A 14257-nucleotide genomic window follows, 5' to 3' on the forward strand; every position below is an offset into this window, starting at 1 on the left:
TCCGATTCGTCCGGACAGCTAGCTGTCGCCGGTGAGCGCCTGCCAGGCCGCGCCCGCCGCCTTCTGCTCCGCTTCCTTCTTCGAGCGGCCGATGCCCTTACCGTAGGCCTGACCACCGACCATCGCGGTCGCGGTGAATTCCTTGTCGTGGTCCGGGCCGGTCGAGGTGATCTCGTAACTGGGCACGCCGATGCCGCGCTCGGCGGTCAGCTCCTGCAGGCTGGTCTTCCAATCCAGCCCGGCGCCCATGCGGGGACCACGCTCGAGCAGATCCGCGAACAGCCGCAGGACCACGCTGCGCGCGACATCGATGCCGTGCTCCAGGTGGACCGCGCCGAGCAGCGACTCCATGCCGTCGGCGAGGATGCTGGGCTTGTCGCGGCCGCCGGTGAGCTCCTCGCCCTTGCCGAGCAGCAGGTGGCGGCCGAGGCCGCCCTCGCCGAGGGCGCGCGCGACCTCGGCGAGCGCGTGCATGTTCACCACGCTCGCGCGGAGTTTGGCCAGCTCACCCTCGGACTTGTCCGGATGCTCCAGATACAGGCGTTCGGTGATGCTCAGGCCGAGCACCGAGTCGCCGAGGAACTCCAGGCGCTCGTTGGTCGGCAGACCGCCGTTCTCGTAGGCGTAGGAGCGGTGGGTGAGTGCCAGCCGGAGCAGATCGGCACGCAGGTCGACGCCTAGCGCCTCGAGCAGAGAGCTGTGGTCGGCGGCATCGCCCACTGCGGGTGCGTCCGCTCCGTCCTTGCTGGCGGTCAACTTCGGCTACCGATAGGCGCTCAGACCGCGGAGGCGACCTGGCGGCCCTTGTAGGTGCCGCAGTTCGGGCAGGCGATGTGCGGCAGCGTCTTCTGACCGCAGGCCCGGTTCGGGCAGGTGATCAGGGTAGGCGCGGTGGCCTTCCACTGGCTGCGCCGCGAGCGGGTGTTGGCACGAGACATCCGGCGCTTCGGAACGGCCACGACTACTTCTCCTCTGTTGTGGAACCTGCCGAGCCGTTACGGCCCGCAAGTGATCGGTTTACGTCTGTATCTGCCTCGGGCGCCTCGGCCGCGAAATCCGCGAGCCCGGCCCAGCGAGGATCCAGTATCTCATGCCTGTGATCCGGGCCCGCAATCGCCATCCGCACACCGCATTCCGCGCACAGTCCGGCGCAGTCGGGCTCGCAGAGCGGCTGCAGCGGCAGTTCCAGGCCGACGGCGTCGACGACGACCGGCTCGAGGTCGATCCTGTCGTCGACCAGGCGATAGACCTCGTCGTCGTCGGTGGTCTGCTCGGTCGCGCTGTCCGGGTAGGCGAACAGCTCCGTGATCGGCAGCTCGACCTCCTCGGTGAACGGCTCGAGGCAGCGCGAGCACTCGCCCTCCAGCGTCGCCGTGACGGTGCCGGTGACCAGCACGCCCTCGGAGACCGACTGCAACGTCAGATCCGCCTGGATCTCGCCGCCCACCGGAATGGCGACCATCTCCAGGCCGATCCGGCGCGGCGCGCTCACGGTGCGCCGCACCTGCTTCATCGAGCCGGCGGCGCGTCCGAGGCTGCGGGTGTCCAGCACGAAATCCGCGTCGGTCGAACGACGACGCGAACCGGAACCGGATTCGGCGGGCATCACGAACTCACTCACGTTGAGGTCTGGGATTTGGGCAACCACTCAACGGTACGCGAAACCGCACCTCCAGCCCAAATCCAGGCCCGTCAACCCACCGTGATCCCCCACGTCACCCGACATGCCCTCCACGCATCCCGACGCGCCCTCCCCTATCCCGGCACGCTTTTGGCCGGGATCAGCGGCGGAACTCCGAGGCGTAGTCCGGGACGCCCGCGCCCGCGCGGAGCTGCTGGCGGCCGCGGCCGACCGTGCGGAGGGCGCCGTGCAGGGTCTCCTCGAAGTCGGCCAGCTTGCCGTCGACGTAGTGGTCGCATTCCTCGCGCAGCCGGTCGGATTCCGCCTGGGCCGAGTCGATGAGGCGGGCCGACTCCGCGTGCGCGGCCCGGACCACCTCGGTCTGCGTCACCAGGCGCTCCTGCTCGGCGCGGCCCTCGGCGACCGAACGGTCGTAGGACGCCTGCCCGGCCGCGATCATCCGCTCGGATTCGGTGCGGGCGCGGCCGGTGACCGCCTCGTACTCGGCCTTGCCGTCGGTGACGACCCGCTCCGCCTCGGCCTGCGCGGTCGCGACCAGGTGGTCGGCGTGGGCGCTCGCCTCGGCGACCATCCGGTCGGCATGCGCCTTGGCGTCGGCCAGAATGCGGTCGGCCTCCTCGCGGGCCGCGTTCACGGTGTGCTTGGCCTGCTCGTCGGCGGTGGTGACGGTGGTCTCGGCGGTGTCGCGGGCGTCGGTGACGATCTTGTCGCGGTGGTCCAGCACGTCCTGCGCGTCGTCGAGTTCGCCGGGGATGGCATCGCGCACGTCGTCCAGCAGCTCGAGCACGTCGCCGCGCGGGACGATGCAATTGCGGGTCGGCGGGATCCCGCGCGCCTCCTCCACGATCGCGACCAGTTCGTCGAGTGCTTCGAATACGCGGTACATCCTGCTGACCCCACTCTCCTACCGAACTCTCACGGCGATTCCTGCCGCCCGGCCTTGTAACAGCCTGGGCCCAGTGTGCCCCTCGTCACGATCATCTGCCCAGTTCACCCACGGTGTGTCGTGGGTGTGTTTCCTATGCCACAGAAATCAAGTGGAGGAATTCTCTCCACTTGGTGTTATCTTTCTACTGAGCGGTAGACCAGCTGGGCCACCGCCACAGGTAGTGCCCGGCGACGTTGGATCGGAATGACGATGGCTGTCCTGTATCCGGTACATCGAGGACTGGGGACCAACCCCCAGCCCGGTTCTCCTGTACCCGCGCAGCCCGACGAGAAAGCCGCCGAGCACCGCGCGCGTTCGCGGCGTTCCCCGATTCCCTGGACCATCTGGCTCGGCGCCGGTTTCGTCGTACCGCCGCCCGAGATCTTCCGGTTGCCGCCGCACCCCGCCGAAACCGGACCGTCGCTGCTGTCGCGGCTGACCACGGGCGGGCAGTCCCGGGCCGCCGCGCAACACCGGTCACCCACGAGCGAGACCGATGTCGCCGTCCTGGACGACGACGGGTCCGACCTCTCCTCCACCGGCGGCCTGCTGGTCCAGGCCGGCGCGTACCTGCGCGGGGACAAGTGGCTGCCGCAGCTGATCCGGTTCGCACTGGTCGGCGGGCTCAGCAATATCGGCTACTTCCTGCTGTTCATGGCCTGCTACGGCGGCGGCCCGCAACTGGCGAACCTCACCGGTTCGGTGGTGAGCACCGCGCTGGCCAACGAGATGCACCGCCGCCTGACCTTCCACGCCGCCGATCGCGTCGGCTGGCTCACCGCCCAGCTCGAGGGCGGCGGCCTGGCCCTGGCCGGCCTCGCCATCACCTCCGCCTCCCTGGCCGTCCTCGATTTCCTCGCCCCCGGCATGGACGACGTCGTCGAGGCCCTCGCGGTTATCGGCATCACCGCCGCCGTAGGCGCCCTCCGCTTCATCACCCTCCGCCTCTGGGTCTTCTGACACCTTCCCGCACCCCCTGCGTACTCCCGCACCCTCTCCAGCCCTCCGCAACCCGTGCGGGAAGCGGGAAGGGGTGCGGGAACGAGCTGGTCACACGAGTAAGGAACCGGCGGGGAGTACCCGGCGTCCAAACAGAGCAAACGCAGAGCCGAGTACTCGATGTGGAGGTTCAGTCATGCAGCCTTGCCGGGGATGTCGCACGTCGGCGCGCAGCGGAACGCGCTCGGACCCGGTGCGGGTCCGCCCCTTCGTCGGGCCGGCCGCGTTCTGCGACCGGTTCACCCCGCAGCGCCGGTGGCCTCGCCACGATCGCGAGCCCGAATGACCACCCCCGCGCCCGGCGGTCCCCCGCTGCCGGGTCCGTGGATCGGCTGCGCGGACGACGCGTGGGAGGGCGACGGGATCCACCGGCGCCGGGTGGCCGTCCGGCACGGGGTGAGCGATGCCGAGATCCGGCGGCGGTGCAGCGGCGGGCGGTGGCTACGGCTGCGGCGCGGCTCGTACGCCGACGAGGCGGCGTTCGCGGGACTGGACGCGGTGGCGCGGCATCGGGTGCTGGCCGACGCGGTCCTGCCCGAGCTGTCGGCGGAGGCGATTCTCAGTCATCAGTCGGCGGCGGTCGTCTACGGCGCTCCGGTGTGGGTCGCCCTGCTGGACCGCGTCGATGTCACGCGCAACCGGCGCAACGGCGGCCGCATCCGACCGGGGACGAAGGTGCACTGCGCTCCGGTGGAGACGGTGGCCGAACTGGACGGCTTCGTCCTGACCACACCGGCCCGCACCATCGTCGACCTCGCGCGCACGGTGCCGTTCGAGGCGGCGGTCGTCGCGGGCGACGCGCTGGCCCGCGAATACGGCGTCACCCCAGGCGATCTGGCCGTGGAGCTGGAGGCGGCGAAGCGACGGCACGGGATCGCGGCGGCCCGCCGGGTGGTCGGCTTCCTCGACCCGCACAGCGAGAGCGCCGGCGAATCCCGCAGCCGGGTCATGCTGCGGCGACTCGATCTGCCCAGGCCGCGCTGCCAGGGCGACGTCTACGGCGACGGACGCCTGCTGGGCCGCGTCGACTTCTTCTTCGGCGACACCGGCGTCGTCGGCGAATTCGACGGCCGCGTGAAATACGGCCGCCTCCTCCGCCCCGGCGAGCAACCGGGAGACGCGGTCTTCGCCGAGAAGAAACGCGAAGACGCCCTGCGCGCCACCGGTTTACAGGTGGTCCGCTGGACCTGGGACGAGATCCCCACCGACGAGGTCGCCACCCGTCTCCGCGCCGCCCTGACCCGAGCCCGCCGATCCCGCCCCGACGCCGTCATCCGCCAGGCCCCGCTTCCCGAGCCCAAACCCCTTGCCCTACACGAACTGTGAACGGCCGGGCCAGGCCACTCCCCGGCCGGGTGGTGTACCTGTTAGCGTTCGGGAATGGGCGGAGCATTGTGTTCCGGATCGTTCGATCCGGTGACGTACGGGCATCTCGACGTGATCGCGCGGGCGGCCGCGCAGTTCGACGAGGTCGTCGTGACCGTGATGATCAACAAGAGCAAGCAGGGCATGTTCAGCGTCGACGAGCGCATGGAGATGTTGCGGGAGAGCACCTCCGACCTGCCGAACGTCCGGGTCGAGTCGTGGTACGGACTGCTGGTGGACTTCGCCCGGGAGCAGGGCATCACGGCGATCGTCAAGGGCCTGCGCGACTCCACCGACTTCGCCTACGAAACACAGATGGCGCAGATGAACAGGAAGCTGTCCGGCGTCGACACGTACTTCCTCGCCGCCAACCCGGTCTACAGCTTCCTGTCCAGCTCCCTGGTGAAGGAGGTCGCGACCTTCGGCGGCGATGTCACCGACATGCTCCCCGCCGGCGTGCACAAGCGCCTCCTCGCCCGCCTCGCCGAACGCCGGGGCTGACCCGCCCGGCTCACATGCCGTGGCGGCGGTCCCCTCCCACCAGGTCGCTCACGCGGGACTCCACGGCGGCCGAGAAGGGAGCGCGGGCGGCCTCGACCGCGAGGCGGGTCTCCTCGGTGATCAGGTCGGCATTGATGTGCGCGCCCGCGAGGGCGCCCGCCGCGGCGGCATTGCCGACCTGGGCCGAGAGATCGGTCACGTTGCCCGCCACCCAGACTCCGGGCACCTCGGTGCGCCCGGTCGGGTCTGCGGGAATGTTCTCGCCCATACCGCTCACGTGCGGCACCGCGCGCAGTCCCAGATCCGCCAGGAAGCCCGCGCGGGCCACCATGCGCGACGGGGCCGCCAGCACCTGCCGGGCGACAACGGTGCCGTCCGCCAGGCGGATACCCGTCAGGCGGTCGTCGAGGATCTCCAGCGACTTCACTTCCCCGACCACGACGCGAATACCGCGCGCGGCCAACTGTTCCGCCTGTTCACCGGTCGGCGCATCGATACTGTGGCAGAACAGCGTGACGTCATCGCTCAACTGCCGCCACAGCAGCGCCCCGTGCACCGCCATCGGCCCGGTGCCGAGCACACCGATGGCCTGGTCACGCACCTCCCACCCGTGGCAGTACGGGCAGTGCACGACATCGCGGCCCCAGCGATCCCACAGTCCGGCGATCTCGGGCAGCTCGTCGGTCAACCCGCTCGCCACCAGTAGCCGCCGGGCCCGCACGGTCCGCCCGTCCGACAGCGACACCGTGAACCCGTCGCCGTCGCGCGTGACGGTCTCGACGGTCGCGGCCACCACGTGCCCGCCGTAACCCCGCACCTCGGCGCGGCCGCGCTCGACCAACTCGGCCGGAGGCATCCCCTCTCTCGCGAGCAGGCCGTGCACGCCGTCCGCCGGTGCGTTGCGCGGATCGCCCGCATCGAGCACCACCACCGACCGGCGGGCCCGGGCCAGCATCAGCGCTCCGTTCAGACCCGCCGCACCGCCGCCGACCACCACCACGTCGTATTCGCTCGTCAATTCATCGGTCACCACGACCACCTCCTTGCCGACCACCATGCGGGCGCATCGGTCCCCTGTGCAAACTTCTTTGCCGGAATGGCAAACTGGAGGACATGGAAGATGTCGATCGGACACTGGACGCGGTCGGCCCGCGACTACGGGCGCTGCGACGGCAACGCGAAACCACGCTCGCGGACCTGTCGGCGGCGACGGGCATCTCGGTGAGCACCCTGTCGCGCCTGGAGTCGGGCACCCGGCGGCCGACGCTGGAACAGCTGCTGCCGCTGGCGCGGGCACACGGCGTCACCCTCGACGAGCTGGTCGACGCCCCGCCGACCGGAGATCCGCGGGTGCACATGCGCCCGGTCACCCATCACGGCCTGACGATGGTGCCGCTGACCCGGCGCGCCGGCGGTATCCAGGCATACAAGATGGTGCTGAGCCCCGAGGACCGCCCGGGCGAGCCGCGGCAGCAGACCCATGAGGGCTACGACTGGGTCTACGTCCTCAACGGGCGGCTGCGCCTCGTTCTCGGCGAACACGATCTGGTGCTGGCGCCGGGCGAGGCGGCCGAATTCGACTGCCGGGTGCCGCACTGGTTCGGCGCGGCGGGCGACGAACCGGTGGAACTCCTCAGCCTCTTCGGCAAACAGGGCGAACGCGCCCATCTGCGAGCGCGCCCCAAAGAGCCAGGCGCATAACGCCTTTCGATATCAGGAGACGTATTCCGCCGACTCGATACGGGTTTCGCCGTAACGCCGCGCTTTGAGCACGGAAAACGCCGGGGGCCACACGATTTCCGGCGACCTGGTAGGCCGCTCGACCACCACGAGAGCATCCTCGGCCAGCCAGCCGTTGCCCGCCAGCGCGGTGAGGTCGGCCGCCACCTCGGCGCCCTCCACCGCATACGGCGGATCGGAGAACACCAGATCGTAGGGCGTCGCGGGCGTGCCCGACAGCACGGAACCCACCGCACCGACCCGCAATTCGGCGCCGGGCAGGCCGAGTTCGGCGATATTCCCCCGCACGACCGCCGCGGCCTTCCGATCGGATTCGACGAGCAGCGCGTGCGCGGCCCCCCGCGACAGCGCCTCCAGCCCGAGCGCCCCCGACCCCGCGTACAGGTCGAGCACGCGCACCCCCTCGAAATCCATCCGCGCCGCGAGCGCGTTGAACAGCGCCTCCCGCACCCGGTCCGAGGTAGGCCGGGTCCCGGCCCCTGGCACCCGCAACCGCCTCCCCCCGGCCACCCCGGACACGATCCGCGTCATTCCGCCACCCTCACCGAAACTCACTCACTCGGGGGCGGTTTCGTTGAGGCGGAGGTCTACCAGGAGGTCGCCGCCCTCGACCTGCTGAACCTTGCCGATGGCCACGCGGCGGACGGCGCCGGCGCGGGGCGCGGTGATGGCGGCCTCCATCTTCATGGCCTCGATGGTGCCGATGGTGTCGCCCGCGGCGACCGTATCGCCCTCGGAGACAACCAGGGTCACGACTCCGGCGAACGGCGCGGCGATATGGCCGGGGTCGGTCTTGTCGGCCTTCTCGGCGGCGGGGACGTCACTGGAGACGGACCGGTCGCGGACCGTGATCGGGCGCAGCTGACCGTTGAGGATGCACATCACCGTGCGCATACCGCGCTCGTCGGGTTCGGAGATGGCCTCCAGGCCGATGAGGAGCGTGACGCCCTTCTCCAGCTGGACCCGGTGCTCCTCGTTGTGACGCAGGCCGTAGAGGAACTGGTTGGCCGACAGGCCGGAGGTGTCGCCGTATTTCTCACGGTGCGCGGCGAATTCGGCGGCGGGTCCCGGGAACAGCAAGCGGTTCAACGTCTCCCGCCGTTCCTCCGAGGTTCCCGCGAGCGCCGCCTCGTCGGCGGCGGTCAGCTGGGATTCGGGCTTGGCCGCGCCGCGCCCGGCCAGCGCGCGGCTGCGGAACGGTTCCGGCCAGCCACCGGCCGGAGTGCCGAGTTCGCCACGCAGGAAACCGATCACGGAATCGGGGATGTCGAAGCTGCCCGGATCGCGGGCGAAGTCCTCGACCGCCACGCCCGAACCCACCAGCGACAGCGCCAGGTCGCCGACCACCTTCGACGACGGCGTCACCTTCACCAGCCGTCCCAGAAGCCGGTCCGCCGCCGCGTATTTCGCCTCGACCTCCTCGAACCGGTCGCCGAGGCCCAGCGCGATCGCCTGCTGCCGCAGATTCGACAGCTGTCCGCCCGGAATCTCGTGGTGGTAGACGCGGCCGGTCGGCCCCGGAAGCCCGGATTCGAAGGGCGCGTACACCTTTCGCAGCGCCTCCCAGTACGGCTCCAGATCGCACACGTTCCCGAGGTCCAGCCCGCTGTCGTACGGCGAATTGGCCGCCGCCGCGACGATCGCCGACAGCGCGGGCTGAGACGTGGTGCCCGCCATCGGCGCCGACGCCCCGTCGACCGCGTCGGCGCCGGCCTGCCACGCCGCCAGATACGTGGCCAGCTGGCCGCCCGGGGTGTCGTGGGTGTGCACGTGGACCGGCAGGTCGAAGTTCTCCCGCAGCGCGGTCACCAGCGTGTGCGCGGCGGGCGCGCGCAGCAGCCCGGCCATATCCTTGATGGCGATGACGTGCGCCCCGGCCTGCACGATCTGCTCGGCCAGCTTCAGGTAGTAGTCGAGCGTGTAGAGGTTCTCGTCCGGATTCGACAGGTCGCCGGTGTAGCTCATCGCGACTTCCGCCACGGCCGTGCCGGTTTCGCGCACGGCGTCGATGGCGGGGCGCATCTGGTCGACGTTGTTCAGCGCGTCGAAGATGCGGAAGATGTCGATACCGGTGGCGGTGGCCTCGGAGACGAACGCGCGCGTGACCTGTTCGGGATACGGCGTGTACCCGACGGTGTTTCGGCCGCGCAGCAGCATCTGCAGGCAGATGTTCGGGATCGCCTCGCGCAGCGCCGCCAGGCGCTCCCACGGATCCTCGTGCAGGAATCGCAGCGCCACATCGTAGGTCGCGCCGCCCCAGCACTCGATCGACAGCAGTTCCGGCGTCAGCCGCGAGACGTGTCCGGCGACCTGGATCAGGCTGTTGGTGCGTACTCGCGTCGCCAGCAGCGACTGGTGCGCGTCGCGGAAGGTGGTGTCGGTCACCGCGATTCCCCGCTGTTCGCGCAACGCCCGCGCGAAACCCTCGGGGCCCAGGCTCAGCAGCCGCTGCCGCGACCCGTCCGGCGGCGGCACCGCCAGATCGATCGGGGGCAGCTTGTCGTGCGGGTACACCGCGGTCGGGCGCTCGCCGTGCGGCTTGTTGACGGTGACGTCGGCGAGGTAGGTCAGGATCTTGGTGCCGCGGTCGGCGGAGGCCCGCTGGGTCAGCAGGTACGGCCGCTCATCGATGAACGAGGTGGTGACCCGCCCGGCCCGGAAGTCCGGATCGTCCAGGACCGCTTGCAGGAACGGGATATTCGTCGAGACGCCGCGGATGCGGAATTCGGCGACCGCGCGCCGCGCCCGCGCCACCGCCTGGCCGAAATCGCGCCCGCGACAGGTGAGCTTCACCAGCATCGAGTCGAAGTGCGCCCCGACCTCGGCACCCAGATTGGCGCCGCCGTCCAGACGGATGCCGCCACCGCCCGGACTGCGGTAGGCGGTGATGCGGCCGGTGTCGGGGCGGAATCCGTTGGCCGGATCCTCGGTGGTGATGCGGCACTGTAACGCCGCCCCGCGGATCGCGACCGAATCCTGGCTCAGGCCGAGGTCTTCCAGCGACTCGCCCCCGGCGATCCGCAGCTGCGCCCCCACCAGATCCACATCGGTGATCTCCTCGGTCACCGTGTGCTCCACCTGGATTCGCGGATTCATCTCGATGAACACGTGATTGCCGCGCTCGTCCAGCAGGAATTCCACGGTGCCCGCGCAGGAATAGCCGATCTGCCGCGCGAAGGCCACCGCGTCGGCGCAGATCCGTTCGCGCAGTGCGGGATCCAGATTCGGCGCGGGCGCCAGCTCGATCACCTTCTGGTGCCGCCGCTGCAGCGAACAGTCCCGCTCGAACAGATGCATGACGTTGCCGTGCTGATCGGCGAGGATCTGCACCTCGATGTGGCGGGGGTTGACCACCGCCTGCTCCAGGAACACGGTCGCGTCCCCGAACGCCGATTCGGCCTCGCGCATCGCGGCCTCGATCGACTCCCGCAGCTGCGCGCGATCCCCGACCCGCCGCATACCGCGCCCGCCACCACCGGCGACGGCCTTGACGAAGACCGGGAACCGCAGCGACTCCGACGCGGTGAGCAGTTCCTCCACATCGGCCGACGGGGCGCTCGAATCCAGGACCGGCAGGCCCGCGGCCCGGGCGGCGGCGATCGCGCGCGCCTTGTTGCCGGTCAGCTCCAGCACCTCGGACGAGGGACCGATGAATGTGATGCCCTCGCGGGCGCAGGCCGCGGCCAAGTCCGGATTCTCGGACAGGAAGCCGTACCCCGGGTAGATCGCGTCGGCGCCGGCGGTCCGGGCGGCCTTGATGATCTCCTCGATGGACAGGTACGCCCGCACGGGGTGGCCCGGCACGCCGATCTGGTAGGACTCGTCGGCCTTGAGCCGGTGCACCGAGTTGCGATCCTCGTAGGGGAAGACCGCGACGGTGCCGATGCCGAGTTCGTAGGCGGCGCGGAACGCTCGAATGGCGATTTCCCCGCGGTTGGCGACCAGCACTTTGGAGAACATCAACTTAAGGTACCTGGCTCATCGGCGGCGCCGGACGCCGAATACGGCTTCGCAGCCAACCTCACAACAGAAACGTGTCCGTTTGCGAAGATGCGTAATCCGCCGGTAACGGGCCGGAAGCGGTCTTCGCAGGCCCGCCACACGCGTCCGGCCGGCCGGACGCGACGGCGCCCGTAGGGGAATATCCGGTTGCCCTCATGCCTTATCCTCTTCTACGCAGCTGGTTCGCTGCGCCGGCGAGTTGGAGCCCCGAGCGCCGGGCGGCAGCGTCGAACCCGGTCCGCGTGACCGGCCAGAGGGAACCCGGTGGGAATCCGGGACTGTCCCGCAGCGGTATGCAGGAACGACCGCCGTCATCAGCACTGGATGTCCGCATCCGGGAAGCGACGGCCAGTAGGAACCACCCCACGGGGAACGCCTGCGAGTCCGAAGACCTGCCGGCTGTGCCGGATACGCCGTATCCGGCGGCCACCGCCTCGTGGATCGGGCGGGCGGACACCAATGCACCCACCGGTCGCCGGTGCGGGAAGGCATCTCGGGCTCCGTCTGCTCTGTGGCGGTGACCTGTGGCTTCCAGTACTGGAGAGTGACCGTGACTGTTCACAACCCTTTCACCGCAACGGTTCTCGGCATACCGCGGATCGGGCCGCGGCGCGAGCTGAAACGCGCGACCGAGAGCTACTGGGCCGGCCGGATCGATGCGGCCGCCCTGCACGCCACCGGGCGTGAGCTGCGCACCCGCCAGCTCACCGACCTGGTCGCCGCCGGACTGGACTCCGTTCCGGTCGGCACCTTCTCCTATTACGACCAGATGCTCGACACCGCGGTCATGGTGGGCGCGCTGCCGCCGCGGGTGACCGGGATCGCCGATCCGCTGGACCGCTATTTCGCGGCCGCCCGCGGCACGGACACCGTCGAGCCGCTGGAGATGACCAAGTGGTTCGACACCAACTACCACTACCTGGTCCCGGAGATCGGCCCGGACACCGCGTTCACCCTGCACGCGGACAAACTCCTGGACGAGCTGCGGGAGGCCCGCGACCTGGGCGTTCCGGCCCGTCCGGTGGTCATCGGCCCGCTGACCTTCCTGAAACTGTCGAAGGGCCTCGACGGCATCGCGCCGCTGGACCGGCTGACGGATCTGCTCCCGCTCTACCGCGACCTGCTGGGCCTGCTGGCCGCCGCGGGCGCGGACTGGGTGCAGATCGATGAGCCGGCGCTGGTCACCGACCTCACCGACGCCGAACTGGCGCTCATGCGGCGCACCTACGCCGACCTGGCGGGCTTGTCCCAGCGCCCCGCGATCCTGGTCGCGACCTATTTCGGCCGTCCAGGAGCGGCACTGCCCGCCCTGGCGGACATGGGGGTGGAGGGGATCGCCCTCGACTTCGTCTCGGGCAACTCGGGGGACGCACGGCACTCGGGCAATCCAGGGGACGCACAGCACTCAGGCAATCCAGGGGACGCACAGGGCTCCGGTACCACCGTTGCGGATGTGGCGGCGGTTCCGGCGCTGGCGGACAAGCTGGTGGTGGCTGGGGTGGTCGACGGGCGGAATATCTGGCGGACGGATCTGGACCGGGCGCTGGCGTCGCTGGGCACACTGCTGGGCAGCGCCGGCGCGCTGGCGGTCTCGACCTCCAGTTCGCTGCTGCACGTGCCGTATTCGCTCGAGGGCGAGACGGAGCTGGATCCGGCGCTGCGGTCCTGGCTGGCGTTCGGCGAGGAGAAGATCGCCGAGGTGCGCCTGCTGGCCACTGCCCTGCACGAGGGCACCGATGCCATCGCGGGTGAATTGTCCACGGCCCGTGCGGCACTCGCGAGCCGGTCCGCGGACCCCCGCCTGCGCGACGAGGCCGTGCGGGCCCGGCTGGCCGCGCTCGGCGACGACGCCGCCCGCCGCTCCCCCGCCGAGGAACGCCGTGCGCTGCAACGGGAACGGCTGCGGCTGCCGCTGCTGCCGACCACCACGATCGGCTCCTACCCGCAGACATCGGCCATCCGGCAGGCCCGCGCCGCACTGCGCAAGGGCGAGATCACCGCGGCGCAGTACGACGAGCGGATGCGGTCGGAGATCGCGGATGTCGTTGCGCTGCAAGAGAAGCTGGGCCTGGATGTGCTCGTGCACGGCGAGCCCGAACGCAACGACATGGTGCAGTACTTCGCCGAGCAACTGGACGGCTTCTTCGCCACCGCCAACGGCTGGGTGCAGTCCTACGGCACCCGCTGCGTGCGTCCGCCGATCCTGTACGGCGATGTGGTGCGGCGCGCGCCGATGACCGTCGAGTGGATCGGCTACGCGCAGTCGCTGACCGATAAGCCGGTCAAGGGCATGCTGACCGGTCCGGTGACGATCCTGGCGTGGTCGTTCGTGCGCGACGACCAGCCGCTGGCGGACACCGCCCGGCAGGTCGCCCTCGCCATCCGGGACGAGACGGTGGACCTGCAGGATGCCGGGATCCGGATCGTGCAGGTCGACGAGCCGGCGCTGCGGGAACTGCTGCCGCTGCGCGCGAATGCCAAGCAGGCGTACCTGGACTGGGCGGTGACCGCGTTCCGGCTCGCGACCAGCGGCGTCTCGGACGCCACCCAGATCCACACCCACCTCTGCTATTCGGAGTTCGGTGAGGTCATCGGGGCGATCGCGGACCTGGACGCCGATGTCACCTCGATCGAGGCGGCCCGCTCGCATATGGAGGTGCTCGACGACCTCAACGCCGCCGGCTTCCACCTCGGCGTCGGCCCGGGCGTCTACGACATCCACTCCCCGCGGGTGCCGAGCGTCGAGGAGATCACCGCCTCGCTCCGGTCGGCACTGAAAGCCGTTCCGGCCGAGCGCCTCTGGGTCAACCCGGACTGCGGCCTGAAGACCCGCGGCCCGGCGGAGGTCGAGGCGTCCCTGCACAACATGGTCACCGCCGCCCGCGCGGTGCGCTGAGGTACCGGGCGGCCGCACGACTCCCCTCGTTGTGCGGCCGCCCTGCGGTTCCCGGCCAAAAGCGTGCCGGGAAAATGAGATCGAGCCCCTGCCCTCCTCGAGGCCGATGTCCCCACCCCAGTTGTTTCCGGCACGCTCCTCCCCTCCGGCACGCTCCCCCCTCCGGCACGCTCCCTCTCCGCCA

Annotated in this window: 12 protein-coding genes and 1 riboswitch; of the genes, 5 read left to right on the forward strand and 7 right to left on the reverse strand. The window is 70.3% G+C overall.

What is annotated here, in order from left to right:
- Window positions 1–18 precede the first annotated feature (18 nt).
- The 4 genes from rnc to ON41_RS22215 form a co-directional block, all read right to left on the reverse strand.
- Complete coding sequence (gene rnc / locus ON41_RS22200) at window positions 19–756, reverse strand: ribonuclease III (RefSeq protein ID WP_040749649.1); 738 nt, start codon at window positions 754–756, stop codon at window positions 19–21.
- 20 nt (window positions 757–776) lie between these two features.
- On the reverse strand, window positions 777–959 hold the full coding sequence (rpmF, locus tag ON41_RS22205) for a 50S ribosomal protein L32 (protein ID WP_024806508.1): 183 nt from the start codon (window positions 957–959) through the stop codon (window positions 777–779).
- Window positions 960–961: 2 nt separating this feature from the next.
- Window positions 962–1606, reverse strand: a complete 645-nt coding sequence (locus ON41_RS22210) for a YceD family protein (RefSeq protein ID WP_051162237.1) — start codon at window positions 1604–1606, stop codon at window positions 962–964.
- 175 nt (window positions 1607–1781) lie between these two features.
- Complete coding sequence (locus ON41_RS22215; protein WP_040749650.1) at window positions 1782–2528, reverse strand: DivIVA domain-containing protein; 747 nt, start codon at window positions 2526–2528, stop codon at window positions 1782–1784.
- Between the two features lie 246 nt (window positions 2529–2774).
- On the opposite strand from ON41_RS22215, the gene ON41_RS43660 reads away from it, so the two are divergent.
- The 3 genes from ON41_RS43660 to coaD all read left to right on the forward strand — a co-directional run bounded on the left by ON41_RS43660 (window position 2775) and on the right by coaD (window position 5435).
- A complete protein-coding gene (locus tag ON41_RS43660) occupies window positions 2775–3530 on the forward strand; it encodes a GtrA family protein (RefSeq protein WP_306307788.1) in 756 nt (251 codons plus the stop codon).
- Window positions 3531–3851: 321 nt separating this feature from the next.
- On the forward strand, window positions 3852–4895 hold the full coding sequence (locus tag ON41_RS22225) for a hypothetical protein (RefSeq protein WP_246460843.1): 1044 nt from the start codon (window positions 3852–3854) through the stop codon (window positions 4893–4895).
- Between the two features lie 54 nt (window positions 4896–4949).
- On the forward strand, window positions 4950–5435 hold the full coding sequence (gene coaD / locus ON41_RS22230; protein WP_040749651.1) for a pantetheine-phosphate adenylyltransferase: 486 nt from the start codon (window positions 4950–4952) through the stop codon (window positions 5433–5435).
- Between the two features lie 10 nt (window positions 5436–5445).
- Here coaD and ON41_RS22235 read toward each other — a convergent pair whose 3' ends face one another.
- The gene (locus ON41_RS22235) at window positions 5446–6492 is read right to left on the reverse strand and encodes an NAD(P)/FAD-dependent oxidoreductase (RefSeq protein ID WP_218003542.1); all 1047 of its coding nucleotides are present in this window, start codon (window positions 6490–6492) and stop codon (window positions 5446–5448) included.
- A 56-nt stretch (window positions 6493–6548) separates the two neighbouring features.
- Here ON41_RS22235 and ON41_RS22240 point away from each other — a divergent pair, with 56 nt between their 5' ends.
- Window positions 6549–7136, forward strand: a complete 588-nt coding sequence (locus tag ON41_RS22240) for a helix-turn-helix domain-containing protein (RefSeq protein ID WP_040749652.1) — start codon at window positions 6549–6551, stop codon at window positions 7134–7136.
- A gap of 12 nt (window positions 7137–7148) precedes the next feature.
- Here ON41_RS22240 and rsmD read toward each other — a convergent pair whose 3' ends face one another.
- Together rsmD and ON41_RS22250 are read right to left on the reverse strand one after the other, a co-directional pair.
- A complete protein-coding gene (gene rsmD, locus ON41_RS22245; protein WP_040749653.1) occupies window positions 7149–7706 on the reverse strand; it encodes a 16S rRNA (guanine(966)-N(2))-methyltransferase RsmD in 558 nt (185 codons plus the stop codon).
- 24 nt (window positions 7707–7730) lie between these two features.
- Window positions 7731–11135: a pyruvate carboxylase gene (locus ON41_RS22250; protein WP_040749654.1), complete on the reverse strand. Its 3405-nt coding sequence runs from the start codon at window positions 11133–11135 to the stop codon at window positions 7731–7733.
- Window positions 11136–11394: 259 nt separating this feature from the next.
- Window positions 11395–11591: riboswitch (cobalamin riboswitch) on the forward strand.
- 130 nt (window positions 11592–11721) lie between these two features.
- On the opposite strand from ON41_RS22250, the gene metE reads away from it, so the two are divergent.
- Window positions 11722–14073, forward strand: a complete 2352-nt coding sequence (gene metE, locus ON41_RS22255) for a 5-methyltetrahydropteroyltriglutamate--homocysteine S-methyltransferase (protein WP_040749655.1) — start codon at window positions 11722–11724, stop codon at window positions 14071–14073.
- The last annotated feature ends 184 nt before the right edge of the window (window positions 14074–14257 follow it).

Origin of the sequence: Nocardia transvalensis NBRC 15921, from assembly GCF_000308875.1 — a bacterium.
GTDB classification, from domain to species: Bacteria; Actinomycetota; Actinomycetes; order Mycobacteriales; family Mycobacteriaceae; genus Nocardia; species Nocardia transvalensis.

Excerpts from the sequence above, each read along its gene's own strand:
- ON41_RS43660 (WP_306307788.1), top strand. The coding sequence starts at position 2,775 with ATGACGATGGCTGTCCTGTATCCGGTACATCGAGGACTGGGGACCAAC.
- ON41_RS22215 (WP_040749650.1), bottom strand. The coding sequence starts at position 2,528 with ATGTACCGCGTATTCGAAGCACTCGACGAACTGGTCGCGATCGTGGAG.
- rsmD (WP_040749653.1), bottom strand. The coding sequence starts at position 7,706 with ATGACGCGGATCGTGTCCGGGGTGGCCGGGGGGAGGCGGTTGCGGGTG.
- ON41_RS22225 (WP_246460843.1), top strand. The coding sequence starts at position 3,852 with ATGACCACCCCCGCGCCCGGCGGTCCCCCGCTGCCGGGTCCGTGGATC.
- ON41_RS22250 (WP_040749654.1), bottom strand. The coding sequence starts at position 11,135 with ATGTTCTCCAAAGTGCTGGTCGCCAACCGCGGGGAAATCGCCATTCGA.
- ON41_RS22235 (WP_218003542.1), bottom strand. The coding sequence starts at position 6,492 with ATGGTGGTCGGCAAGGAGGTGGTCGTGGTGACCGATGAATTGACGAGC.
- ON41_RS22210 (WP_051162237.1), bottom strand. The coding sequence starts at position 1,606 with ATGCCCGCCGAATCCGGTTCCGGTTCGCGTCGTCGTTCGACCGACGCG.
- ON41_RS22240 (WP_040749652.1), top strand. The coding sequence starts at position 6,549 with ATGGAAGATGTCGATCGGACACTGGACGCGGTCGGCCCGCGACTACGG.
- coaD (WP_040749651.1), top strand. The coding sequence starts at position 4,950 with ATGGGCGGAGCATTGTGTTCCGGATCGTTCGATCCGGTGACGTACGGG.